The following is a 22,512-nucleotide window of genomic DNA, read 5'->3' as shown; positions in this document are numbered from 1 at the left end:
TTGACAGCGCTGTGCGCCACCTGACGACCGAGAGAGACACATGACCGACGCCCACTCCACCGCAGCCGATTCCTACCCAGGGCTGGGACGGGTTCTGGTGATCATTCCGACCTACAACGAGGCGGAGAACATCCGACCCATCGTCGAGCGGTTGCGCCAGTCAGTGCCGCAGGTGCACATCCTCGTCGCCGACGACAACTCACCGGACGGGACGGGCCGGATCGCCGACGAGCTCGCGGCCGCCGACGAGCACGTGCACGTGCTGCACCGGCAGGGCAAGGAGGGCCTCAGCGCCGCCTATCTGGCGAGCTTCCGCTGGGGGCTGGAGCGGGACTACGACGTGCTCGTGGAGTTCGACGCCGACGGATCGCACCAGCCCGAGCAGCTGCATCGGCTGCTGGACCGGCTGGCGCAGGGACCGGACATGGTGAAGGGGTCCCGCTGGGTCAAGGGCGGCTCGGTGATCAACTGGCCGATCCAGCGGGAACTGCTCTCGCGCGGCGGCAGCTTCTATACCCGAATGATGCTCGGCATCCCGGTCAAGGACATCACCGGCGGACTGAACGCGCTGCGCTCGGACATGCTGCGCAGCTTCATCGACGACATCGACGCCCAGGGGTTCGGCATCCAGCGTGACCTGACCTGGCATGCGCACCGCAACGGGTTCCGGGTGGTCGAGGTGCCGATCGACTTCAAGGAGCGCGAGCGCGGTAACTCCAAGCTCGGCCGCGACGTGTTCGTCGAGGCGCTCAAGCAGACCACCCTGATGGGGCTGGAGCATCGCGGCAACCAGCTGCGTCGCCTGGCCGGCCGGGCCGGTGACAAGGGGCGCCAGCTGCGGGCCCAGCGGCGCCGCAACCAGCCAGGCCAGTCCGGGCAGTCAGGCCAGTCCGGGCAGTCAGGCCAGTCCGGGCAGTCAGGCCAGTCCGGGCGGGCCGGTCACTGATGTCGGGCCAGCTGCCGGGAGCGCAGCCCCGCCGCCGACGGGGGTGGGTGCTGCCGGTGCTGATGGCGGTCTTCCTGATCGTCCCGTTGGTCGAGGTCTTCATCCTGCTCAAGGTGGGGGACCTGATTGGCGTGTGGCCGACGGTCGGGTTGCTGGTGCTGATGGCGGTGCTCGGATCGTGGCTTTCCAAGCGGGAGGGGGCCCGCGCCTGGGGTGCCCTGAACAAGGCGCTGGCCACCGGTCAGATGCCGCAGGGAGAACTGGCCGACGCCGCGCTGATCCTGTCCGGCGGGCTGATGCTGCTGTTCCCGGGCTTCTTCACCGACGTCATCGGGCTGTTCTGCCTGTTGCCGTTCACCCGGCCGATCGCCCGCAAGGCCCTCGGCAAGTTGATCGGGGCGCGCCTCAAGGCCTACCGGCCGCCCAATCCGCTGGACGGCTTTCTCGGGGGCGCGCCTGGCCACGACCCGCACGGTTCGGCGTACGGGCGGCCGAACTATCGTCAGGGTGACGTGATCGAGGGTGAGGTCATCGACGACGACCCGGACCGGAAACGCTGACGCGCCTCCGGCGTACGTCTCACTCCTTGCCGCGGAGCAGGTCGAGCCGCTCGGCGAGCAGGTCCTCCAACTCGGGGATGGAGCGGCGTTCGCGCAGCATGTCCCAGTGGGTCCGCGCGGGCTTCTCCTCCTTGACCTCCATCGGTACGCCATCGGAGCGGATGCTCTCCTGACCGCACCGGGGGCACTCCCAACTGGTGGGGAGCTCCGCCTCCTCGGCGAACGTGCGGGTGAAGTGATGGCCCTGCGGGCAGTCGAAACCGATCTCGGTCCGCGGAGCGAACTCGATGCTCGTCTCGTCCTCGAAGCTCTTGGCACCCAGCCCCGACCCGCGCAGTGAACGATCTGCCATGGTTACCTCCAGAGTCTGTGCTTGGTGCAACGTCAGAAAACTGCGTGCTGTTCCAATGTAGCGCGGGTCACAACCGCAGCGACGGCGGCCCGGTCAGGGCCACAGGCCGCGCTCCAGGCACACGCGTTTCAGCAGGTCCGGGCGGTCGGTGACCAGTCCGTCGACACCGAGGTCGATCAGCCGGTGCATCTCGGCCGGATCGTCAATGGTCCACACGTGCACCTGCTGACCCGCGGCGTGCGCCCGGGCGATCAGACCGGGCGTGACGATGGTGACCTCGCGGCCGGCGATCGGCCAGGTCGTCGGCACCTGGAAGGCGACACCCGGGTCATGGGTCCAGCGCGGCAGCAGGGGAGCGAAGGCCGACCAGGCCACCCCGGCGGGGTTCACCGAGGTCGCCACCGAGCGGCCCACCTGACGGCGGAAGCGGGCCAGCCGCTCGGTGGAGAAGGAGCCGACGCAGACCCGGTCGTGGGCCCGGTGGGCGGCGATCGTGCGGGCCAGCGGGAGCACCGCACCGGGGGCCTTGAGGTCGATGTTGAACCGCACCTCGGGAAAGCGTTCGAACAGCTCATCGAGAGTCGGGATCGGCTCGCCGCCGATCCGCACCTGCTCGAGCTCTGTCCACGGCAACTCGGCGATCAGGCCGGTGGCGTCGCTGACCCGGTCCAACTGCTCGTCGTGAAAGGCGATCAGTATGCCGTCGGCGGTCACGTGCACGTCGGTCTCCAGCCAGCGATAGCCGAGCCGGACCGCCTGCTCGAAGGCGTACGCCGTGTTCTCCCGGCCGAGATTGGCCTCGAGCAGCGTACCGCCGCGATGGGCCAGCGGGATGAAGGGGGCGTCGAAGTAGGGGTAGTCGGCGGCGCGCGGAGCCATGGACACAGTATGTCGTGGCAGGATGGCTCCTTGTGACAACCATCCTTTCGATCCAGTCCTCGGTGGCCTACGGCCACGCCGGCAACTCCGCCGCGGTGTTCCCGATGCAGCGCCGTGGCGTCGACGTGTGGCCGGTGCACACGGTCGCGTTCTCCAACCACACCGGCTATGGCGCCTGGCGCGGGCCGCTGCTGGCGGCCAGCGACGTCGCGGACATCGTCACCGGGATCGACGAACGCGGGGTGCTCGATCGGGTTGACGCGGTGCTGTCGGGCTATCAGGGCGGCGAAGAGGTCGGCGCGGTGATCCTGGAGGCGGTCGCGCTGGTGAAGCAGCGGAACCCGTCGGCGATCTATTGCTGTGACCCGGTGATGGGTGATGTGGGGCGCGGTTTCTATGCCCGGCCCGGGATCCCGGAGTTCTTCCGGGACAAGGTCGTCCCGCACGCCGACGTGATGACGCCGAACCACTTCGAGCTCAACTTCCTGACCGGGCGTGAGGCGTCGTCATTGGAGGAGGTGCTCGCCGCGGTGGACGCGCTGCGCCAGCGCGGGCCACAGACGGTGCTGGTCACCTCGGTCACCCACGCCGGTCAGCAGCCCGGCACCCTCGACATGCTCGCCGTGGACGCCGACGGGGCATGGCTGGTCACCACCCCGCTGCTGGATCGCACGTTCACCGGTTCGGGGGACCTGACCACGGCCATGTTCCTGACCGCGCTGCTCGACGGCGCAGGCACGCCCGGGGCGCTGGCCCGGACCGCCGCCATCGTCTTCGGGGTGCTGAACCGCACCGCCGAGCTCGGTGAGGCGGAGTTGCGCCTGGTCGCCGCCCAGGACGAGATCGCCAACCCCACCCGCACCTTCGAGGTACGCCAGGTCCGTTGATCGGGGTTGACCGATGGTAGGGATCCGGATCGAGGACGCGGACTTCACGCGAGGTGATCTGGCCGAGTTCCTGCAGGCGCACCTGGACGACATCGCGCCCACCGCGCCCGCCTGCAGCCAGCACGCCTTGGACCTGTCCGGGCTGCAGAGTCCAAGCGTACGCCTCTGGACCGCGGTTGCCGAGGATCGGGTGGTCGGCACCGTCGCGCTGTCCGAGGCGAGCCCGGGGCATCTCGAACTCAAGAGCATGCGGACCGCTCCCGCCTGTCGAGGGCGCGGCATCGGCGCCCAACTGCTGGCGTACGCGTTGGGTGAGGCCCGGTCGCGTGGCGTCTCGCGGGTGTCGCTGGAGACCGGCAGCCAGGACTTCTTCGCCCCGGCTCGCCGGTTGTACGCCGCCCACGGCTTCGTCGAGTGCCCGCCCTTCGGGTCCTATGTCGAGGACCCGAACAGCGTTTTCATGACGCTCACCCTGTAGCCGCCCGAGGGGCGGGGCTGATGCGCCTCGACACGGCCGCAGGCGGCCTACTCGGCGAGCGTGGGTTCCACTACGGTCCCCGAGTAGCTGCCCATGCGGAGCGGAGCAATGGGCAGCGTGTCGAGGGGACCTTGGCCACCGAGCCCCCCGAGCTGTGCGATGCCCCCGCTGTACCGGGTGCGTCGCACAAGTCTGGGGGCGGGGCTGATGCGCCTCGACACGGCCGCAGGCGGCCTATCGGCGAGCGTAAACTCAGTCCCAGAAGACCTGGATGTCGGCGCCGATCTTGTTGAGCCGGGTGGCGAGGTCCTCGTAGCCGCGGTTGATCATGTAGACGTTCCGCAGCGTCGAGGTGCCCCGGGCGGCCAGCATGGCGAGCAGGATGCAGACGCCGGGGCGCAGGGCCTGCGGGCAGACGATCTCCTGGTAGCGCCAGCGGGTCGGCCCGTTCACGATCAACCGGTGCGGATCGAGCAGCTGGATGTTCGCGCCGAGCTGGTTCAGCGGGAGCATGTGCACCGACCGGTTCTCGTACACCCAGTCGTTGATCAGCGTCTGGCCCTCGGCAGCCGCGGCGATCACCCCGAAGAAGGGCAGGTTGTCGATGTTCAGCCCCGGGAACGGCATCGGGTGGATCTTGTCGGTCGGCGCCTTCAGCTTCGAGGGGTGTACGGTCAGGTCGACCAACCGGGTACGCCCGTTGTGCGACGGGTATTCGGGGGTCATCTCGACCTGCAGCCCCATCTCGATCAGGATCGCCATCTCGATCTCCAGGAACTCGATCGGCACCCGGGTGATGGTCAGCTCCGACTCGGTGACGATGGCCGCGGTGAGCAGGCTCATCGCCTCGATCGGATCCTCGGAGGGGGCGTACACGACCTCGTTCGGCACCTCGCCGATGTCGATTCCGGTCACCTTCAGCGTGGTCGACCCCAGCCCCTCGATCTTCACCCCGAGCAGCTCGAGGAAGAAACACAGGTCCTGCACCATGTAGTTCGAGCTGGCGTTGCGCAGCACGTGGGTGCCCGGGGTGAGGGCCGCGGCCATCAGCGCGTTCTCGGTCACTGTGTCGCCGCGCTCGACGAGGACGATCGCCTTCTCCGGGGCCCGCTTGTTGCTGGTCGCCTGGTAGTAGCCCTCGGTGGCCTGCACGTCGAGCCCGAAGTGGCGCAGCAGCTGCAGGTGCGGTTCCACGGTGCGCGAACCGAGGTCGCAGCCCCCGGCGTACGGCAGGTTGAAGGTCGGGTAGTAGTGCAGGAGCGGGCCGAGGAACATGATGATCGAGCGGGTACGCCGGGCGGCCTCGACATCCATCTGGTCCAGCCGCAGCTCCTCGGGGCGGGTCAGCGTCAGGTCGCGGCGGTCGTCGGACCAGATGGCCTCGACACCGATGCTGGTCAGCACCTCCAGCAGCCGGTTCACCTCCTCGATCCGGGCGATCCCGCGCAGCACGGTACGCCCGGGCACCAGCAGCGAGGCGCAGAGCAGCGCCACCGCGGCGTTCTTGGAGGAGCGAACCTCGATCGAGCCCGACAGCTTGGTGGGGCCGTTCACGCGGAGGTGCTCGGCACCGGTGGCACCCAGCGAGATCAGCTCCGAGTTGAGTGCGGCGGCGATCCGGTTGATCATGTCCACACTGAGGTTCTGGTTTCCGGACTCGATCCGGTGGATCGCGCTCTGGCTGGTACCGATGTGGTCAGCCAGCTGCTGCTGGGTGAGCCCACGGTGCTTGCGCGCGTCCCGGATGATCGTTCCGATACGGTCGAGGGAGGTCTCAGTCACCCGGCCACGGTAACTCATATCAGAGATATCTCAACATCGCCGTTCCGCGTGGCGCCCCCAATGGGCGTCCTTCCCGCAAACTCCCTAGAGTTGACCCCATGAGTGCACACTTTGATGTCGTTGTCCTGGGCGCCGGGCCGGGCGGCTACGTGGCGGCGATCCGCGCCGCTCAACTGGGCCTGAAGACCGCCGTGATCGAGAAGAAGTACTGGGGCGGAGTCTGCCTGAACGTCGGCTGCATCCCGACCAAGTCGCTGCTGCGCAATGCCGAGCTGGCCCACATCGTGACCAAGGAGGCCAAGACCTTCGGCATCTCCGGCGACATCACCGTCGACTACAACGCGGCGTTCACCCGCTCCCGCGGGGTCGCGGACAAGATGGTCAAGGGTGTGCACTACCTGATGAAGAAGAACAAGATCACCGAGCTGGACGGCTGGGGTGAGTTCGTCGACGACAAGACCATCAAGGTCTCCGGCGGCAAGGACGAGCAGACCGTCACGTTCGACAACTGCATCATCGCCGCCGGATCGGTGACCCGGATGCTGCCCGGGGTCAAGGTGAGCGAGAACGTGCTCACCTACGAGGAGCTGATCCTGGCCGAGGAGGTGCCCGAGTCGATCGTGATCGCCGGTTCGGGCGCGATCGGCATCGAGTTCGCCTACGTGCTGGCCAACTACGGCGTGGACGTGACCGTGGTGGAGTACCTCGATCGAATCGTGCCGCTGGAGGACCCGGAGATCAGCAAGGAGCTCGCCAAGGCGTACAAGAAGCTGGGCGTCAAGCTGATGACCTCCACCAAGGTGGAGTCGGTCGTCGACAACGGCGACGGGGTCGAGGTGACCGTGGCGCCGGCCAACGGGGGCGACCAGCAGACCCTCAAGGCCGACAAGCTGCTGTCGGCGATCGGGTTCGCTCCCCGCACCGAGGGCTACGGGCTGGACAACACCGGCGTACGCCTGACCGAGCGCGGCGCGATCGAGATCGACGACTTCATGCGCACCAACGTCGACGGGATCTTCGCGATCGGCGACGTCACCGCCAAGCTGATGCTGGCGCACACCGCCGAGGCCCAGGGCGTCGTCGCGGCGGAGACGATTGCCGGGGTGGAGACCTTCCCGATCGACTACATCATGGTGCCGCGGGCCACCTACTGCATCCCGCAGGTCGCCTCCTTCGGCTACACCGAGCAGCAGGCGAAGGACAAGGGCTACGACGTGAAGGTGGCCAAGTTCCCGTTCTCGGCCAACGGCAAGGCCAACGGGCTGGGGGAGAGCGGCGGGTTCGTCAAGATCGTCGCCGACGCCAACTACAACGAGATCCTCGGCGCCTCGATGATCGGCCCCGACGTCACCGAGCTGCTGCCCGAGCTGGTGCTGGCCCAGCGTTGGGACCTGACCGCCGACGAGGTGGGCCGCAGCATCCACGCCCACCCGACCCTCACCGAGGCCCTCAAGGAGGCCGCGGAGGGTATCGCCGGGCACATGATCAACCTCTGAGGAGCCTGACCCGACCCTGATGAGCACCGACCCCGAGGACACCACCACCAGACACGACGCCGACCCGCCCGACGCCGAGGACCCCACGCACGCCGAGGCGGCCGTCGACTCGGTGGGGCAGGTGCTGGAGACCCGGACCGGCTGGCTTCCGGTCTGGGTCAGCGCCGGGATGGCGATGCTGGTGGTCGCGGGAGCGGTCGCCCACCAGGCCACGCTGCCGCCGTTGCGCGGACGCGAGTTCTCCGACCCGTTGACCAACCAGCTGACCGGGTTGGTCGACCTGATCACCCAGCTGGCGATGTTGACCACGCTGGGGTTGCTGCTGGCGGCCGCCCACTTCGCCCCGGTCCGGCGACGGCACCACGAGCTCTCCGCGCAGGGCCGCGGACTGGCCCGGCTGGCTGGCACGACGGCGGCGGTCTGGTTCGCCGGCGCCCTGCTGCTGGTGCCGCTGACGGCCGGGGAGAACAACGGGGTGTCGGTGCTCACCGCGCTGCCGGCGCTGGTGCCGTTCCTCAGCGTCACCCAGTCGGCCGCGGCCTGGCTGTTCCCGGCGGCGATCGCCTTGGTCACGGTGTTCGCGGCGCGGCGGGTACGTCGGCTCGGCGCCGTGCTCGCCCTGCTCGTGGTCGGCGGGGTGTGGCAGCTGGCCACCGTGCTCACCGGCAACGTGTCGGTCGGCGCGGATCACGACTTCGGCTCCGACGCGGCGATCATCGCCACCCTGGCCCAGACCGTGGCGATCACCGCCACCATCGCGGTGCTGGCGACGGCGGTCGCCGACTCCGGCGCCGGTCGGCTGGAGCGTCGCCAGCGTCGGCTGGTCGGCTGGGCACTGCCGTTCGTGCTGGCCGGCTGGTCGGTGGTCACCTGGTATGAACTGGCCGGCGCCGCGCCGCTGGCGACCGGCTATGGCGTGCTCCGGGTCGGGGCCCTGACGCTGTGGTCCCTGCTGGGCGTACGCCTGCTCGTCGCCTCTCTGCGCCGACAGGCCCGGAGCCGGACCGCCATCGGAGTCGACCTGGCGATCGCCGTGCTGGCGGTCGGACTGCAGGTGGCCACCGCACACCTGGCACCGCCGCGGTTTCTCGAGCCGCAGACCTCGGCGCAGATCAACTACCTCGGCTTCGAGCTGCCGCACCCGCCGACGCTGGCCGCGCTGGTGCTGCCCGGACGCCCCAACCTGCTGATCGTCACCGTCTCGCTGCTGGCGATCGCGGTCTACCTGGCGGCCTACCTGGTGCTGCGTCGCCGCGGCATCGCCTGGTCCGGGGTACGCCTCGGCGCCTGGCTCGCCGGCTGGGTGGTGATGCTGTGGGCGACCGGATCGGGGATCTGGGCGTATTCCGGCGCCACCTTCTCCAAGCACATGCTGGTGCACATGACGGTGAACATGCTCGCCCCGGCGCTGATCGTGCTGGGCGCGCCGGCCACGCTGCTGCTGCGGGTGCTGCCCACCCACCAGGACAACCAGCCCGCCGGCGTACGCGAGCTGATCACCGGACTGGTCGGCTGGAAACCGCTGGAGATCCTGCTGCACCCGGTGCTGGTCGGGCTCAACTTCGTCGGCGCGTTCTATCTGATCTATTTCTCCGACCTGTTCGGTTATCTGATGCGCTATCACTGGGGCCATCAGCTGATGACGGTGCACTTCATCCTGTCGGGGCTGGTGTTCTTCGGGCTGGTAGCCGGATCGGACCGGATGCCGCGCGAGCTGCCGCATGTGGCCAAGCTCGGCTTCCTGTTCGCGGTGATGCCGTTCCACGCGTTCTTCGCGGTGGCGCTGCTGTCCACCGACGGGATCATCGGCGAGAACTTCTATCGTTCGCTCGACCTGCCGTGGATGACGAACCTGCTGGCCGATCAGAAGACCGGCGGGCAGTTCACCTGGGCGCTCGGTGAGCTGCCGATGCTGGTGGTCGTGGTCGCGCTGGTGTTCCAGTGGTTCCGGCAGGACGCCCGCGACGCCAAACGCCAGGACCGGGCGATGGACAGCGGCCTCGACGACTCCTTCGAGGCCTACAACGAGATGCTGAAGAAGCTCTCCGAGCGGGCCGACCGATGAGCACCGAGACCGTGACCACCGAGCAGGACGAACGGATCGAGCTGGCCGTCGGCGGGATGACCTGCGCCGCCTGCGCGGCCCGGATCGAAAAGAAGCTGAACAAGCTCGAGGGCGTGCACGCCACCGTCAACTACGCGACCGAGCGTGCGCTGGTCGAGGGCACCACCGTCGAGGCCGCCATCGCCGCGGTGCAGAAGGCCGGCTATACCGCCGTCGCGGCGACCGGTGACGACAGCGAGCTCGGCCGGATCTCCACCGAGCGTGTCACCAACCTGCGGCGTCGCCTGGCCGTGGCCGCGGTGCTCACCCTGCCGCTGGGCAACCTGGCGATCGTGCTGGCGCTGGTGCCCTCGTTGCGGTTCCCGCTGTGGGAGTGGCTCTGTGTCGCGCTCGCCGCGCCGGTCGTGTTCTGGTGCGCCAAGCCGTTCCACGTCGCCAGCTGGCGCAACCTGCGCAACCGTTCGTTCAGCATGGACACCCTGGTCTCGTTGGGCGTGCTGTCCGCGTTTGGCTGGTCGCTGGTGTCGATCGTGCTGGGGGCGCCGGACACCGAGGGCTACTGGCTGGGCTACGGGATCACCCCCGCCGGGGCGGATGCCATCTATTTCGAGGTGGCCGCTGCGGTGACCACCTTCCTGCTCGCCGGCCGCTATTTCGAGGCGCGCGCCCGGCGCAGCGCCCAGGGCGTGCTCGGCGCGCTGAACGCGCTCGCCCCCAAGCAGGTACGCCGGCTCACCGCCGACGGTCGCGAGGAACTCGTCCCCGTGGCCGCGCTGCGTCGCGGTGAGCTGTTCGTGGTCCGCCCCGGTGAGCGGATCGCCGCCGACGGCACGGTCGCCGAGGGCGCCTCGGCGGTCGACGCGTCGATGATGACCGGCGAACCAGTGCCGGCCGAGGTGACCGAGCACGCCACCGTGCTGGGCGGCACGGTGAACGTCACCGGCCGCCTGGTGGTGCGCGCCGACCGGGTCGGGGCGCACACCCAGCTGGCCCAGATGGCCGCCCTGGCCGAGCAGGCCCAGCTGCGCAAGGCGCGGGTGCAGCAGCTGGTGGACCAGGTCGTCGGCTGGTTCGTGCCCGCGGTGCTGCTGATCGCGCTGCTCACCCTGGTCGGTTGGCTGGGCACCGGGCACGGCGTACGCTCCTCGGCCAGCGCCGCGCTGTCGGTGCTGATCATCGCCTGCCCGTGCGCGCTGGGGCTTGCCACCCCGACCGCGCTGATGGTCGGCGTCGGCCGCGGCGGACAGCTGGGCATCCTGATCAAGACCCAGGAGGCCCTCGAGGCCAGCGGCAAGGTGGACACGGTCGTGTTCGACAAGACCGGCACCATCACCGAGGGCGCGCTGACCGTGACCGAGGTGCACGCCGTGGGTGCGCTGCCCGCCGAGCGGGTACGCCTGCTCGCCGCCGCTGTGGAAAGCCAGTCCGGACACCCGCTGGCCCGGGCGATCACCGCCGACGCCCCCGGGGAGCTGCCCGCGGTGACCGAGGTGGAGACCCCGGTCGGGCAGGGTGCCACCGGTCTGGTCGACGGTGAGCGGGTGGTCGTCGGGAACGAGGCGATGCTGCAGGCGTACGCCGTCACAGACCTGCCCGCGGAGACCCGGGCACTGCTGGATCAGGCGCGATCCAGCGGTGCCACCCCGGTACTGGTCGCGGTCGCGGGCGAGGTCGCCGGCGTACTCGTGCTGACCGACCGGATCCGGCCCAGCGCCGCCGCCGCGGTGCGCCGACTCAAGCAGCGCGGGTTGCGCACGGTGCTGCTGACCGGCGACCACGAGCAGGCCGCCGCCGCCGTCACCGCCCAGGTGGGCATCGACGAACATCGCGCGCAGGTGCTGCCGGCCGACAAGGCGGGGGTGCTAGCGGAGCTGCAGGCCGACGACCATCAGGTGGCGATGGTCGGCGACGGGATCAACGACGCCGCGGCCCTGGCCACCGCCGACCTGGGGCTGGCGATGGTGTCCGGCACCGACATCGCAATGAAGTCGGCCGACGTGATCCTGGTCCGCGAGGACCTCAACGTGGTGCCCGACGCGATCAACCTCTCCCGGGCCACCCTGCGCACGATCCGCGGCAACCTGATCTGGGCGTTCGGCTACAACTGCGCGGCGATCCCGTTGGCGGTGGCCGGGTTGCTGAACCCGCTGATCGCCGGTTTCGCGATGTCGCTGTCGTCGCTGTTCGTGGTCGGCAACAGCCTGCGGCTGCGCAACCGTTCGCTCGACTGACTCAGCCGAGCAGCAGCGCGGCCAGCGTCCCGCCGAGTTGGTACGCCGCAGCGGTCGCCTCGTCATCGACGTCGCCGAGCAGCTCCACCACCTGGTGCGCCTGTTCCCAGCCGAGCGCGGTGGTGATGCCGAGCACCTGGCGCACCGCGCCGGCGGTGTCGTAGCGCCCGTGCACCAGCAACCCGAACGGCCGACCCTTCGTGCTGCCGCTGCTGGAGTCGGCGGAACCGTCGGCGGCCAGAGCCCCGCCGATCTGCAGGAAGGTGGAGTCGAACACGTGCTTCAGCGCCCCGCTCATCGCCCCGAAGTTGGCCGGGGTGATCAGCAGATAGCCGTCGGCGGCCAGCAGATCGGCGTGGTCGGCCTCGCCGCGGGCGAAGGCCAGCGCCTCGAGTTCGCGCACCTCGAAGTCGGCCAGCTCGTCGGCGAGGTCGGTGACGTCCTCGTCGGCGAAGTTGGCCCCGGCCAGCACCGCCTCGGTCAGCCGGCGCACCGAGCGGCTGGGGGAGTGGTGGACGACCAGCAGGGTGGTCATCAGGCGAACGCGTCGGCGGTGCTGATCACCGAGCCGGCGACCTCCGGCAGGCGGGTGAATCTCGCCTGCAGGTTCAGCACGGCGATCGACTGCTCCGGGGTGAACCCGGCGCCCCACTCGCGCATGTCCTCTGTGGTGTGCGCGTCACTGACCAGCGTGACCGAGTGCCCGCGATAGAGCCCGCCATAGAACGTGGAGCGGACGCAGGCGTCGGTCTGGGCGCCGCAGATGACCAGGTCGTGCGCGCCCAGCTCGGCCAACCGGTCACCGAGATCGGTCTCGGCGAACGAGTCGCCAAAGCGCTTGTCCACGATCGGTTCGCCCTCGGCGGGCACCAGCTCGTCGACGATCTGCCAGCCGGGCGTACCTCGCACCAGCTCGTTGTCGGCGTTGTGTCGGATCCAGACGACCGGCACGCCGCTGCCGCGGGCCTTCTCGACCAGGGAGCCGATGTTGGCGATGGTCAGTTCGGTGTTGACGCAGGTGGCCATCACGTCGCCCTGGACGTCGATCACGACCAGCGCTCGCTGCTTGGTTGGGGTGTTTTCACGCATGGAGGGGACGCTATCCCAGGCCACTGACGGCCTCCACGGCCGGGTTTTCCTCTGGCAGGATGAGCCCATGACCACGCGTAAGCTCTGGCTCACCGGCAACGAGACCGCGGATCGGCTGCTCAGTGAGGATCCGAACGCGCTGCTGCTCGGGATGACCCTGGACCAGCAGGTGCCGATGGAGAAGGCGTTCAGCGGGCCGGCGGTGATCGCCGAGCGGATGGGCGGAAAGCTCGATGTGGCAGCGATCGCCGCGATGGACACCGAGGAGTTCGTCGCGCTCTGCTCGCAGCGCCCGGCGATCCACCGGTTCCCCGGATCGATGGGCAAACGGGTGCAGCAGGTGTGCCGGGCCCTGGTCGACGACTACCAGGGTGACGCGGAGAACCTGTGGGCCGGGGTCGACGACGGTGCCGCGCTGTTCAAGCGGATCAAGGCGCTGCCGGGATTCGGCGACCAGAAGGCGAAGATCTTCGTGGCCATGCTGGGCAAGCTCTGGGGAGTCACCCCGAAGGGATGGCAACAGGCGGCCGGGGAATACGGCACCAAGGAGCTGCTCTCGGTGGCCGACGTCACCGACGAGGCGTCGCTGCAGAAGGTGCGCGAGGCCAAGAAGCGGATGAAGGCGGCGGCGAAGGCGGCCAAGGAAGAGGCGTGAGGCTCGTCGTCGCGGCGGTGCTGCGGCGGGGTGACCGGGTGCTGGCCTGCCGGCGTACCCGTCCCGAAGCGTTGGCCGGGCTGTGGGAGTTTCCCGGCGGCAAGGTCGAGCCCGGTGAGGCGCCCGAGGACGCGCTGGTCCGCGAGCTCGCCGAGGAACTGGGGGTCAACGTACGCCTCGGCACGGAACTCGTTGCCGCACAGGGAATGTGGCCGATCTCGACGGAGCTGGCGATGCGGGTCTGGTGGGCTGAGACCGAGGGGGAGCCGGTGGCGGGGGAGTCGCACGACCTGGTCCGCTGGGTTGGCCGGGGTGAGTTCGGCGAGTTGGAGTGGGTGCCGGCCGACGTGGCGATCGCCGCGCTGGTGGCCGATTCGTTGACCGGGTGACGATCAGCCGCGGGTGAGGGTGATCACCGGGAGCTGCGGGTCGGCGCCGATCCGCACCGGTGTGCCCCATCCGCCGGCGCCGCGGCTGGTGAACACCGGCACGTCGCCGACCCTGGCCAGGCCCTCGACCATCGGCTGCTGCAGTGGCACCAGCTGGCGCCCCGGCCACAGCTGGCCGCCGTGGGTGTGCCCGGAGAGTTGCAGATCCACGCCCTTTCCCTGTGTCCGCAGCGCCTGCCGCGGTTGGTGCGCGGCAAGCAGCAGAAACGCATCCTGCGGTACGCCGGCCAGGGCCGCCTCCGGATCGGGCGCGAACGCTCCCTGACCGGACCAGTCGTTCACCCCGGCGACCACCAGGTGTGCCCCGTTGTTCGTGAGGATGCGGTGCTCGTTGCGCAGCACGGTGACGCCGAGCTGTTGCCAGCGCTGCAGCCAGCTTTCGGTGCTGCTGTTGTAGAACTCGTGGTTACCGGTGACGGCGTACGCCCCCAGCGGCGCCCGAAGTTCGCGCAGCGGTTCCAGGACCCCCTCGAACCGTTCCCGGTCGCCGTCGACCAGATCGCCGCCGAGAATCACCAGGTCGGGTCGGGCCGCGTTGACCCGTTCGACGACCAGTCGGGTGAACTCGGCGCCGCGCAGCGGTCCGACGTGCAGGTCGGTGACCAGTGCGATCCGGAGGCCGTCGAGCCCAGGGGTGACCGCGGGGGAGGCGTACCGGAGTTCGGTGATCCGCGGGTCGGCCGAGCGGGTCACCCCGACGCCGACCAGCAAGAGCACGGCCAGCACGGCGACCGGGACTGCCCGTCGGTTCCAGCGGAGTCGGGCCGGCCGCGAATCGCCGCCACGGTTGACGATCCGGACGATCAGCGAGCCGAGTGCGACGACCAGCAGGGCCAGGGTCAGATAACCCCAGACGGCCAACCACACCCCGCCGAGCCAGACGAACGGCCGCATCACTGCCGGCGGGAGCCAAGCGGGAGCCGCGAACTGGGTGAACACCAGCCCGAACAGCGCGAGCAGCCCGGCAAGCACCGCGACTCGCCAGCCGCGAGGCAGGCCGGTTGCGCCAGCCAGCCGGGCGTACAGGAACCAACAGCTGCCACCGATCAGCAGGAGCGGAATCAGGAAGAACGCGTTCACCAAGGACTGACGATAGCCGGGATCCCCAACCGTGGTGGCCGGGAACGAAACCGGGCCCGGTCGGCAGGAGCCGACGCGAGCCCGGTTGGGTGGTGTGGGGTGACGCTCAGACGGTCTGGTCGCCCGCGCGTCCGGCGTGCCGGAAGCCGAGCAGGGCCAGCAGAAGCATCACCACGCCGCCGACGAACGCTGCCACTGCAGCGATTCCGGCGATCATGCCCATGGTGCCGAAGGCGTAGGCGTTCAGCAGCATGCCGCGCAGCGCGTTGCCCATGAACAGGCTCTGCCGCAGGTCGCCCATCTTCTTGGCGGCCTCGGTGGTCTTGTCCGGCAGCTTCTGGTATTCACCGGAGACCTCCTCGTAGGTCTTGCCGCCGGAGGACTTGTTCATGTGAACCAGGATGTAGTTGTCGGCGAACGCATTGCCTGGGCGCCCGTGGTCATCTCCTGGCCCGCATAGGGCGCCAGAATGGCCTTGTCCTCGGCCGGCAGCGAGTCGAGCGGCGCCAGAGGGCATCGTGATGCGCTGGGAGGCGAGCTGGTCGTGGACCTGCTGGTTCACGAACGTGCTGGCCCAGGTGAGCAACCCGCCAGCGATCACCAGAATCGCGGCCAGGGCCAGGCCACCGTAGGAAATGAGCTTGTCGAGTGCGCTGCGTCGCATGGGAGTTCCTTCTGTTCATCGGGCTGTCGTGATCGACACAGGTAATGCAACACTCAGCTACTACGCAGCGTAGTCATAACAGGGTCAACTGACCGAAGTGTCAGGAACATCACACGCGGCGCAGACTACCCTCCAGTAGAGGGAGGACCGATGACCACCGAACAGTGGATTGACGAGCTCGAGGGGGAGCTGTCAGCCGGTGGTGCAGGCCCCGGTGGCGACCGGGGCGGCCGCGGGACTGCGGGCGATCCGAAGCGCTTCCGCGGTGGTCTGGTTCGTCAGCACGAACCCGGTCTCGGCCGCCACCGTGGAGCGGGCGAACACGGTGCCGGCGACCTGGCCGTCGGTGGTGAGCAGGGGACCGCCGGAGTTGCCGGGGTTGACGTCGGAATAGATCGAATAGATCTCGCGCGTGGCCGGCTGCTCGCCGTAGATGTCGCGACCCTGCGCCTGGACGGTGCCGCGGATCCGGGCGGGCTCGAGGTCATAGGGTCCGTTCAGCGGGAAGCCGGCGACCACCGCCGAGGCGCCGGCGGGGAGACCGTCGACGACGGGGAGTGCAGGGGCGCGCAGGTCGGGCACGTGCAGCACGGCGACATCACGGCGCGGGTCGAACCACACCACCTGGGCGTTGAGGCTCCGCCCGGTCCCGCCCACGCGCAGGGTGACCGTGCGCGCGCCGGCCACGACGTGGGCGTTGGTGATCACCCGGTGCGGCGCGGCCACCCAGCCCGACCCCTCCGACATCCGGTTGCAGCCGGGGGCGTCGGACAGGATCTTCACCACGCTCGTGCGGGCCCGCTGTACGCCGGCGGAGTTGAGCGCCTCCCGTTCCGGTGCCTCGGCCTGCATCCGTGGCTCGTCCAGCGGGTTGCCGAACACCGGCGGGAAGCCGGCATCATAGAGCGCGACCGTGAGGCGGGCGGTGGCGGTGATCACCTGGGGCGGCATCAGCTCGGCCGTGGTCGAGACCACGCGAGACTCCTGGAGCGTACGCCGCCAGGCACCTGGCACCACGGGAAGCAGCGCCATGCCGATCAGGCCGACGGCGACCAGGGTGACCAGCGCGTTGACCACCGCCCCCGCCAGGGAGTCGAGGCGTCCGCCGCCGGTGTCGCGCCGCGGAGCCATCAGCCGTGAGCCGAGCTGGGCCATCAGCCCGTGCAGGGCCGAGGCGATGCCGAGTACGCCGACCAGCATGATGATCGTTCGCAGCGTGGAGTCTGGCGCGATCGGGGTCAGCGCGAGGATGCTGGACAGCCCCCACAGCGCGAGCACGGCTCCGCCGACGTAGCCGACGACCCCGAAGATGGAGGTGACCAGGCCGCGCGCCCACCCGATGGCGACCTGGATCACCAGCAACGCCAGCAGGGTGAGGTCAACGAGCTGGGCGGCGGTCACAGGTCAATCATGGTGGACCGGGACAAGCCTGGGTCCGCATGGGGGAGCCCGTGGCCAGCAATCATTTTGCAGCACAGGCGGCGATTCCGGACGTGCCCATGAACGCCCGATTGATCACCGACACTGCACGCGCCAACAGCATTCGGCTGCCGCTGCTGGACGAGTGCCTGCAGCTGCTCACCGAAACCATGGATTTCGGGCACGGCGCCGAGGACATGATCGGCGTCCTCCACGCGCTCACGCGTCGTGTCAGCGCGGCCGAGTCTTCGAACTGAGGCCGCGCTGATGATCGGCCGTCGCATCACCCTACGCGAAAATGAACGCGGCTCTTGGCCACCGGACGGTGGCCGAGGGGTGCTGTCCGGTGCCACTGAACATGTGACCGAGCTGGAACTCTGACTAGGGATTTGACAAGGACCCGACACGTCGGCTGCACAGATGTGTGACACGGATCATGTTATTTCCGGACGAGCTCAAGTTGACGGTTGGGTCTCGTAACGCGCGCATGGATCCGCTTGGACTCGGCGCGTTTCCGGCGGGCGTCCTGGGTCTGCCGCCAGTTGGTCAGGCCGGTGTTGCGCAGCTCACGGCTGGGCCAGACCAACTAGTCCGTCGCTTGGTTGCGTCCCTCGTCCTTGGGGGTCCTGACTGGGGCTCCTGGGAGTCGCCATGGTGAGTCGGTCCGGGGATGCGCCAGGGACCACGCCACGAGTTCCCGGTACATTGGGACTGTTGCACTTGGGTGTACCCCAAAGCGACAGTGCTGGATCTAAAGGTTGAGCGAAGATCGCTCAATCCGGAAGTTGAGTCTCGGGCGCTCAATGTGGTGGCTGTTCCTGTTGCCCTTGGATGACGTCGAGAGTTGACCGCGCAACGGAGCGGGTCAGGTATCATCGGCCAGTGGCGAGGCCAAAAATCTCGCGCTCAACCTGGGAGCGGCTCAGCGACCACGCTGCGTCCTCGGGGTGACCCCAAGCATCGAGCAGCACGAGGTACCGGCCGTACAAGGCGGTGCTCCCCAGTTCCAGCCGCACATCTGCGTGGGTCGCGATCCAGTTCCGCACCTGCATGTCGCGGATCGGTGCTGCGGCCGTGTCGTCGAGGCCCTGGACAGCGGTGGTGAAGTACAGCCACTTGGTGAAGAATGCCGCGCGCAGGTACTTCGAGTAGCCCTCATTGTTGAGGTATCGGTAGCCCGCCTCCGCGCCGGCCATGCGGGCGATCTTGGCGCCGGCGGCCAGGTGCTCGGACACGTGAGGGTTGAGGCTGGCCCCTCGGACTTGGTCCCTGTTAGAACCCAGGTGGTTCGTCGCGGTCCATAGCCGGTGGTGCCATAGCCCCAGACCATTGCCGCCACGAAGGCGGGGACGATGCGTCCGGCCTCAAACTCATCGAGCACCACACGCCTTGTCGACTCTCGATCAACCTCCTCTGGCAGACGATCGAGCAGATCGGCGACTCCATCGAAGGGGTCCAGGAGGCACCATCGCTCGCGTCCCCACTCGAATGCCCGTTGTGGGCGTGGTCAACAACAGCCGGGGTGCGAGGTCCGTGGGGACGGCTGGTATCCAGCCGGCGTTCATCGGGCGCCTGACCTGAACTCGTCGTAGGTGCTGGCGAGGTAATCGATGAAGACGCGGCGGATCTCCGGGTTGGCGAAGTACGCGTCGAAGAGCTGGCCGTTGCGCTGGCCTCGTTCGAGGATGATGTCGTCGGCGCGGTCCTCGAGGACGATGTTGTACTGCGCGCGGTCGTTGTTCTCGGCCACGATGCGCATGTCGTCGTGCCGCATCAGATCCATACGTGCCTGCTCGAAGGTGAGCTTGTCGGCGTCGGTGAGCTCGGCACCGAACTTCTCGTTGACCAGAGTGATGAGCGCCGACAGCTTGTCCATCTGAGGCTCGTCCATGGGTCCGAGGCCGCCGCCGGGCAACGCCGTGCCGGGAGTCTGTTCGTCGGCCTGCAGCTGGATGTCGGTCTCGCCGCTCACGGAGAGCCGCAGGTGGGTGAGCTGCACCTGCTTGCTGATCTGCGGCAACGGCTGGTCGTCACTACTGGTGGGGAGCTGGGTGAGCAGCAGCTTGCCGTACAGGTACAGCTTCTCCAGCTGCGGGTCGATGAAGGGCATCACCTGGGCGAGGAACCCGTAGGCGCGGCAGAAGTGGTTCAGGGTGGCGCGGAAAGTCTCCTGGGCCTCCTCGTCGAGGTTGATCCACCGTCCGACGGTCGGGTCGAGGTTGGCGTACACCGCCGTCTGCTGGGCGGGGTCGTCGCTGAGGAGCGCAGCGACGGAGGCGTCCATTTCGGGTTCGGACAGTACCTGCGCGGCCCGTAGGTCGGTGGACAGGTTGTAGAGCACGTTGGGATCGGTGGGGGTGGCCAGCGACACCTCGTAGAACTGTTGGAAGGCCTGCTCTATCTCCTCGGCGGTGTTGGCGAAGTCGAGCACGAAGGTGTCCTCCTTGCCCGGCGTTGTCCGGTTCAACCGGCTCAAGGTCTGGACGGCCTTCACACCGGAGAGCTTCTTGTCGACGTACATGGTGTGCAGCAGCGGCTCGTCGAAGCCGGTCTGGTACTTCTCCGCAACCACGAGCACCTGGTAGTCGTCGCCGTGGAACTTCTTGGGCAGCTGGCCCTCGGGGAAGCCGTTGATTTCGGCCTCGGTCCATTCCTTCTCGGGCAGGTCCGGGTCGGGCACCGACCCACTGAACGCCACCAGCGCCTGGATCGGATGGGCGCCCTTGTCGTAGCCCTTCCGCTCGATGTACCGGGTGATCGCCTCATGGGTCTTCACCGCATGCAGCCGCGACCGGGTGACGACCATCGCCTTGGCATGACCGTTGATCCTGGCGGCGGTCTTCTGCCGGAAGTGCTCCACGATCACCTCGGCCTTCGCGTCCAGCTCGTAGGGGTGCAGCGACGCGAACCGGGCCAGGGCGGCCTTGCCCTTGCGGGCCTCCACGTCCGGGTCCATCGCACCCTCGACGTTGGCGAGGCGGTAGTAGACGTCGTAGGTGGTGTAGTTGCGCAGCACGTCGAGGATGAAGCCCTCGGCGATGGCCTGCCGCATCGAGTACACGTGGAAGGGGTGGTACTGATCGTCGTCGCCCTTCTCGCCGAACAGCTCCAGCGTCTTGGGCTTGGGGGTGGCGGTGAACGCGAAGAAGGACAGGTTCTTCTGCTTGCCCCGGTAGGCCGCGGACTCGATGATCACGTCGGCCGCGTCGGCGGCTTCCTCGGCGGCGTTCTCCGCTTGCTCGGCGGCGGCGAGCAGGGCTTCGGGGCCGCCGAGCACCTTCTTGAGTTCCTTGACACCCTCACCGGACGTGGAGGAGTGGGCCTCGTCGACGATGACGGCGAAGTGCCGGCCGGCGACGTCCTTGCCCTCACCGCGTTCGGCTTCCTCGGCGGCGGCCTTCACCACGACGGGGAACTTCTGCAGCGTGGTGATGATGATGCGGGCGGCGTTGCCCTCCAGCGCTTCCTTGAGCTGGGCGGAGTTCTTGTCGACCCGCACGATGGTGCCCGGGGTGTGGTCGAAGCCGGCCACGGTGGCCTGCAGCTGCTGGTCAAGCACCTTGCGGTCGGTGATCACCACGACCTTGTCGAAGATCGGCGCGTCCGCGTCGTCGTGCAGCCGGGACAGCTGGTGGGCCGACCAGGCGATGGTGTTGCTCTTGCCCGACCCGGCCGAGTGCTGGATCAGCCGGTCCACCCCGGCGCCGTCACGCCGGGTGGCGTCGAGGATGCAGCGCACCGCGTGCCACTGGTGGAAGCGGGGGAACAGGATCGTGCCCTCGTTGTCGTGGACGAAGTTGCCCAGGATGTCGAGCCAATTGTCGCGCTGCCACACCTGCTCCCACAGGTACGACGTCTGATACCCGTCCGCATCGGCGGCGGGGTTGCCCGCGGTGCCGGGCTGGCCCGCGCCAGCGGACCCCTGGTCGAAAGGCAAGAAGCGGGTCTGCTGCCCGGCCAGTTTTGTGGTCATCGACACGTGGTGCGGATCTACGGCGAAGTGCACCAGCGAGCGCTTGGCGAAGATCAGGTCGGCCGGGTTGCGGTCGGTGCGGTACTGCTCGCGGGCGTTCTCGACGTTCTGCCCGGTGAGCGTGTTTTTCAACTCAGCCGTCGCCATCGGGATGCCGTTGACCACCAGCGTCATGTCCAACGAGTCCATCGGCCGCGACTCCGAATGGTGCAACTGCCGCACCACCGCCAGCCGATTCGCTGCGTAGCGCTTGGTCTGGTCGGCGTTCAGCCCGGACGCGGGCTTGAAGTAGCACAGCCGGACATCGACACCCAGGTCCTTCACCGTGCCGCGCAGCACGGAGACGGTGCCCCGGTGGTCCAGCTCAGCCGCGACCCGTGCCAGGAACTTCACCCGCGCCGCCTCCTCGCCGCCATGGCGGCGGACCAGGTTCGCCCACGCCTTCGGCTGAGTCGCCTGCACGAACCCGACCACCTCGTCGGGGAACAGGCCCAGCTTCCGGTCGTAGCCAGCGGGGGAGACCTTAGTCCAGCCGTGGGACAGCAGGTGGGCCTCGATGTTGCCCTCGAAGGTGTGCTCAGTGGTGACCGACATGACTCACTCCGGGATCGGGGCTGCACTGGTGACGTCGAACTCACCCGTCACCGCAGCCGTGATGAGGGACTGCTTGTACTCCTGCAGGACGGAAATCTGTCGCTCAGCGCACGCTTGGCCTTGGCGCCAGGCGTTGTCTGTGCGCTCGTATGCGGCCAACGCCTTCCGCTGGTCATCTAGCGGAGGGAGGGGGAGCTCGAAACTCATGACATCGGACAGATTGATGACGCCCTGCGCTGCTCCGTACTGGACACTGTCGACGTCCTGCTTCCCCAGAGGAGAGTTGAAGAAAGCGGCGAGCCACTCCGGCTGCAGGTCGTCACCAGGGCGGAGAAGGAGCACTGATGCGCAGTTCCCACCTGCCAATTCGGGAGGAACGACAGCAGCCCTACCAGGGAACCCAGCCCGAACAACGAGGACATCGCCCGCCCTTAGCTGAGACCTGCTCAAAGCGTTCGAAGACGTTTGGCTCATGTGCTTGACCTCCGTGAGATCAAGATAGCCATCGCGCACGTTGTAGCCATGTACGAACGGCACGCCCTCGTCCTCGAAATAGGTCGAGGGGTTCACGACAACGCCAACGGCACCCAAGGCCACCACACGTGAGATTCGCTGTGTCGGGGCCGAGCCCCGGACCACGGCATCCAGATTAGCCAAACGCCCCAACTCGGCCAGTTCTACTTGCTGTTGGCGGGCGGCGATGATCTGCTCGATCCGGGCGACGCGGTCGTCGAGGAAGTCCGCGATCCGCCGCTGCTCATCAAGTGCAGGCATGGGGATCGGCGTGGGACTGTCCGACGAACGGTGTAAGTGGCGGTTTCCATGTCAGCGGTCCTCGGCGGCTGGCATGCGGTCTGCGAAGGTGATGGCGAAGGCGTTCAGCGCGGGCTTCCACCTCATCGTCCATCTTGTC

20 protein-coding genes and 2 pseudogenes are annotated in these 22,512 nt (G+C 68.4%); 10 read left to right on the top strand and 12 right to left on the bottom strand.

Annotated elements, in window-relative coordinates:
* Nucleotides 1-40: 40 nt before the first annotated feature.
* A pseudogene (locus tag CGZ93_RS07410) lies at nt 41-838 on the top strand (polyprenol monophosphomannose synthase); the annotation flags it as partial.
* A 155-nt stretch (nt 839-993) separates the two neighbouring features.
* Complete coding sequence (locus CGZ93_RS07405; RefSeq protein WP_229117275.1) at nt 994-1,506, top strand: FxsA family protein; 513 nt, start codon at nt 994-996, stop codon at nt 1,504-1,506.
* A gap of 19 nt (nt 1,507-1,525) precedes the next feature.
* On the opposite strand, the gene CGZ93_RS07400 is transcribed toward CGZ93_RS07405, so the two are convergent.
* Entirely contained in the window at nt 1,526-1,858 is a 333-nt protein-coding gene (locus tag CGZ93_RS07400; protein ID WP_094363514.1) for an RNA polymerase-binding protein RbpA, read from the bottom strand.
* A gap of 93 nt (nt 1,859-1,951) precedes the next feature.
* Entirely contained in the window at nt 1,952-2,737 is a 786-nt protein-coding gene (locus tag CGZ93_RS07395) for a glycerophosphodiester phosphodiesterase (RefSeq protein WP_094363553.1), read from the bottom strand.
* 32 nt (nt 2,738-2,769) lie between these two features.
* Here CGZ93_RS07395 and pdxY point away from each other — a divergent pair, with 32 nt between their 5' ends.
* Together pdxY and CGZ93_RS07385 are read left to right on the top strand one after the other, a co-directional pair.
* Nucleotides 2,770-3,624 carry a pyridoxal kinase PdxY gene (pdxY, locus tag CGZ93_RS07390; RefSeq protein ID WP_094363513.1) on the top strand — a complete coding sequence of 285 codons (855 nt, stop codon included), beginning with the start codon at nt 2,770-2,772 and terminating at the stop codon, nt 3,622-3,624.
* Between the two features lie 13 nt (nt 3,625-3,637).
* Nucleotides 3,638-4,102 (top strand): GNAT family N-acetyltransferase, encoded by a 465-nt coding sequence (locus CGZ93_RS07385; protein WP_094363512.1) that lies wholly within the window; start codon nt 3,638-3,640, stop codon nt 4,100-4,102.
* 252 nt (nt 4,103-4,354) lie between these two features.
* On the opposite strand, the gene CGZ93_RS07380 is transcribed toward CGZ93_RS07385, so the two are convergent.
* Entirely contained in the window at nt 4,355-5,902 is a 1,548-nt protein-coding gene (locus tag CGZ93_RS07380) for a helix-turn-helix domain-containing protein (protein ID WP_094363511.1), read from the bottom strand.
* 80 nt (nt 5,903-5,982) lie between these two features.
* Between CGZ93_RS07380 and lpdA the strand changes: the two genes are divergently transcribed.
* Genes lpdA through CGZ93_RS07365 form a run of 3 tightly spaced genes read left to right on the top strand, consistent with a single transcriptional unit; the run spans nt 5,983 to nt 11,676 of the window.
* Entirely contained in the window at nt 5,983-7,380 is a 1,398-nt protein-coding gene (gene lpdA / locus CGZ93_RS07375; protein WP_094363510.1) for a dihydrolipoyl dehydrogenase, read from the top strand.
* Nucleotides 7,381-7,399: 19 nt separating this feature from the next.
* The gene (locus CGZ93_RS07370; RefSeq protein WP_094363509.1) at nt 7,400-9,445 is read left to right on the top strand and encodes a cytochrome c oxidase assembly protein; all 2,046 of its coding nucleotides are present in this window, start codon (nt 7,400-7,402) and stop codon (nt 9,443-9,445) included.
* Entirely contained in the window at nt 9,442-11,676 is a 2,235-nt protein-coding gene (locus CGZ93_RS07365) for a heavy metal translocating P-type ATPase (RefSeq protein WP_094363508.1), read from the top strand. Before CGZ93_RS07370 ends, CGZ93_RS07365 begins: the two co-directional genes overlap by 4 nt.
* A 1-nt stretch (nt 11,677) precedes the next feature.
* Here the strand turns inward: CGZ93_RS07365 and CGZ93_RS07360 are convergent, their stop codons facing one another.
* Nucleotides 11,678-12,211: a flavodoxin family protein gene (locus CGZ93_RS07360; RefSeq protein ID WP_094363507.1), complete on the bottom strand. Its 534-nt coding sequence runs from the start codon at nt 12,209-12,211 to the stop codon at nt 11,678-11,680.
* Nucleotides 12,211-12,765: a cysteine hydrolase family protein gene (locus CGZ93_RS07355; RefSeq protein WP_094363506.1), complete on the bottom strand. Its 555-nt coding sequence runs from the start codon at nt 12,763-12,765 to the stop codon at nt 12,211-12,213. The genes CGZ93_RS07360 and CGZ93_RS07355 overlap by 1 nt, the downstream gene beginning before the upstream one ends.
* Before the next feature lie 67 nt (nt 12,766-12,832).
* Between CGZ93_RS07355 and CGZ93_RS07350 the strand changes: the two genes are divergently transcribed.
* Both CGZ93_RS07350 and CGZ93_RS07345 read left to right on the top strand, forming a co-directional pair.
* Nucleotides 12,833-13,420 carry an HhH-GPD-type base excision DNA repair protein gene (locus CGZ93_RS07350; RefSeq protein ID WP_094363505.1) on the top strand — a complete coding sequence of 196 codons (588 nt, stop codon included), beginning with the start codon at nt 12,833-12,835 and terminating at the stop codon, nt 13,418-13,420.
* Nucleotides 13,417-13,809, top strand: coding sequence for a (deoxy)nucleoside triphosphate pyrophosphohydrolase (locus CGZ93_RS07345; RefSeq protein ID WP_094363504.1), 393 nt, complete (start codon nt 13,417-13,419; stop codon nt 13,807-13,809). The genes CGZ93_RS07350 and CGZ93_RS07345 overlap by 4 nt, the downstream gene beginning before the upstream one ends.
* Nucleotides 13,810-13,812: 3 nt before the next feature.
* Here CGZ93_RS07345 and CGZ93_RS07340 read toward each other — a convergent pair whose 3' ends face one another.
* The 3 genes from CGZ93_RS07340 to CGZ93_RS07330 form a co-directional block, all read right to left on the bottom strand.
* Nucleotides 13,813-14,949 (bottom strand): metallophosphoesterase, encoded by a 1,137-nt coding sequence (locus CGZ93_RS07340; protein ID WP_229117283.1) that lies wholly within the window; start codon nt 14,947-14,949, stop codon nt 13,813-13,815.
* Between the two features lie 106 nt (nt 14,950-15,055).
* Nucleotides 15,056-15,613: a hypothetical protein gene (locus tag CGZ93_RS07335; RefSeq protein WP_141211125.1), complete on the bottom strand. Its 558-nt coding sequence runs from the start codon at nt 15,611-15,613 to the stop codon at nt 15,056-15,058.
* Between the two features lie 192 nt (nt 15,614-15,805).
* On the bottom strand, nt 15,806-17,014 hold the full coding sequence (locus tag CGZ93_RS07330; protein ID WP_094363502.1) for a MarP family serine protease: 1,209 nt from the start codon (nt 17,012-17,014) through the stop codon (nt 15,806-15,808).
* Nucleotides 17,015-17,064: 50 nt separating this feature from the next.
* On the opposite strand from CGZ93_RS07330, the gene CGZ93_RS18345 reads away from it, so the two are divergent.
* On the top strand, nt 17,065-17,289 hold the full coding sequence (locus CGZ93_RS18345) for a hypothetical protein (protein WP_141211124.1): 225 nt from the start codon (nt 17,065-17,067) through the stop codon (nt 17,287-17,289).
* 615 nt (nt 17,290-17,904) lie between these two features.
* Here CGZ93_RS18345 and CGZ93_RS07325 read toward each other — a convergent pair.
* The 4 genes and pseudogenes from CGZ93_RS07325 to CGZ93_RS07315 form a co-directional block, all read right to left on the bottom strand.
* The gene (locus CGZ93_RS07325; RefSeq protein ID WP_324252438.1) at nt 17,905-18,357 is read right to left on the bottom strand and encodes an 8-oxoguanine DNA glycosylase OGG fold protein; all 453 of its coding nucleotides are present in this window, start codon (nt 18,355-18,357) and stop codon (nt 17,905-17,907) included.
* A 23-nt stretch (nt 18,358-18,380) separates the two neighbouring features.
* Nucleotides 18,381-18,518 (bottom strand): annotated as a pseudogene (locus CGZ93_RS20045) (hypothetical protein); the annotation flags it as partial.
* 75 nt (nt 18,519-18,593) lie between these two features.
* Entirely contained in the window at nt 18,594-21,599 is a 3,006-nt protein-coding gene (locus CGZ93_RS07320; RefSeq protein WP_094363500.1) for a type I restriction endonuclease subunit R, read from the bottom strand.
* 3 nt (nt 21,600-21,602) lie between these two features.
* Complete coding sequence (locus CGZ93_RS07315) at nt 21,603-22,373, bottom strand: restriction endonuclease subunit S domain-containing protein (protein WP_094363499.1); 771 nt, start codon at nt 22,371-22,373, stop codon at nt 21,603-21,605.
* Nucleotides 22,374-22,512 lie beyond the last annotated feature (139 nt).

It is taken from the genome of Enemella dayhoffiae (assembly GCF_002250625.1).
In the GTDB taxonomy this organism is placed as follows: Bacteria; Actinomycetota; Actinomycetes; order Propionibacteriales; family Propionibacteriaceae; genus Enemella; species Enemella dayhoffiae.
The sequence above is the reverse complement of the archived record's forward strand: the minus strand, read 5'-3'. Positions and strand labels throughout refer to the sequence as shown.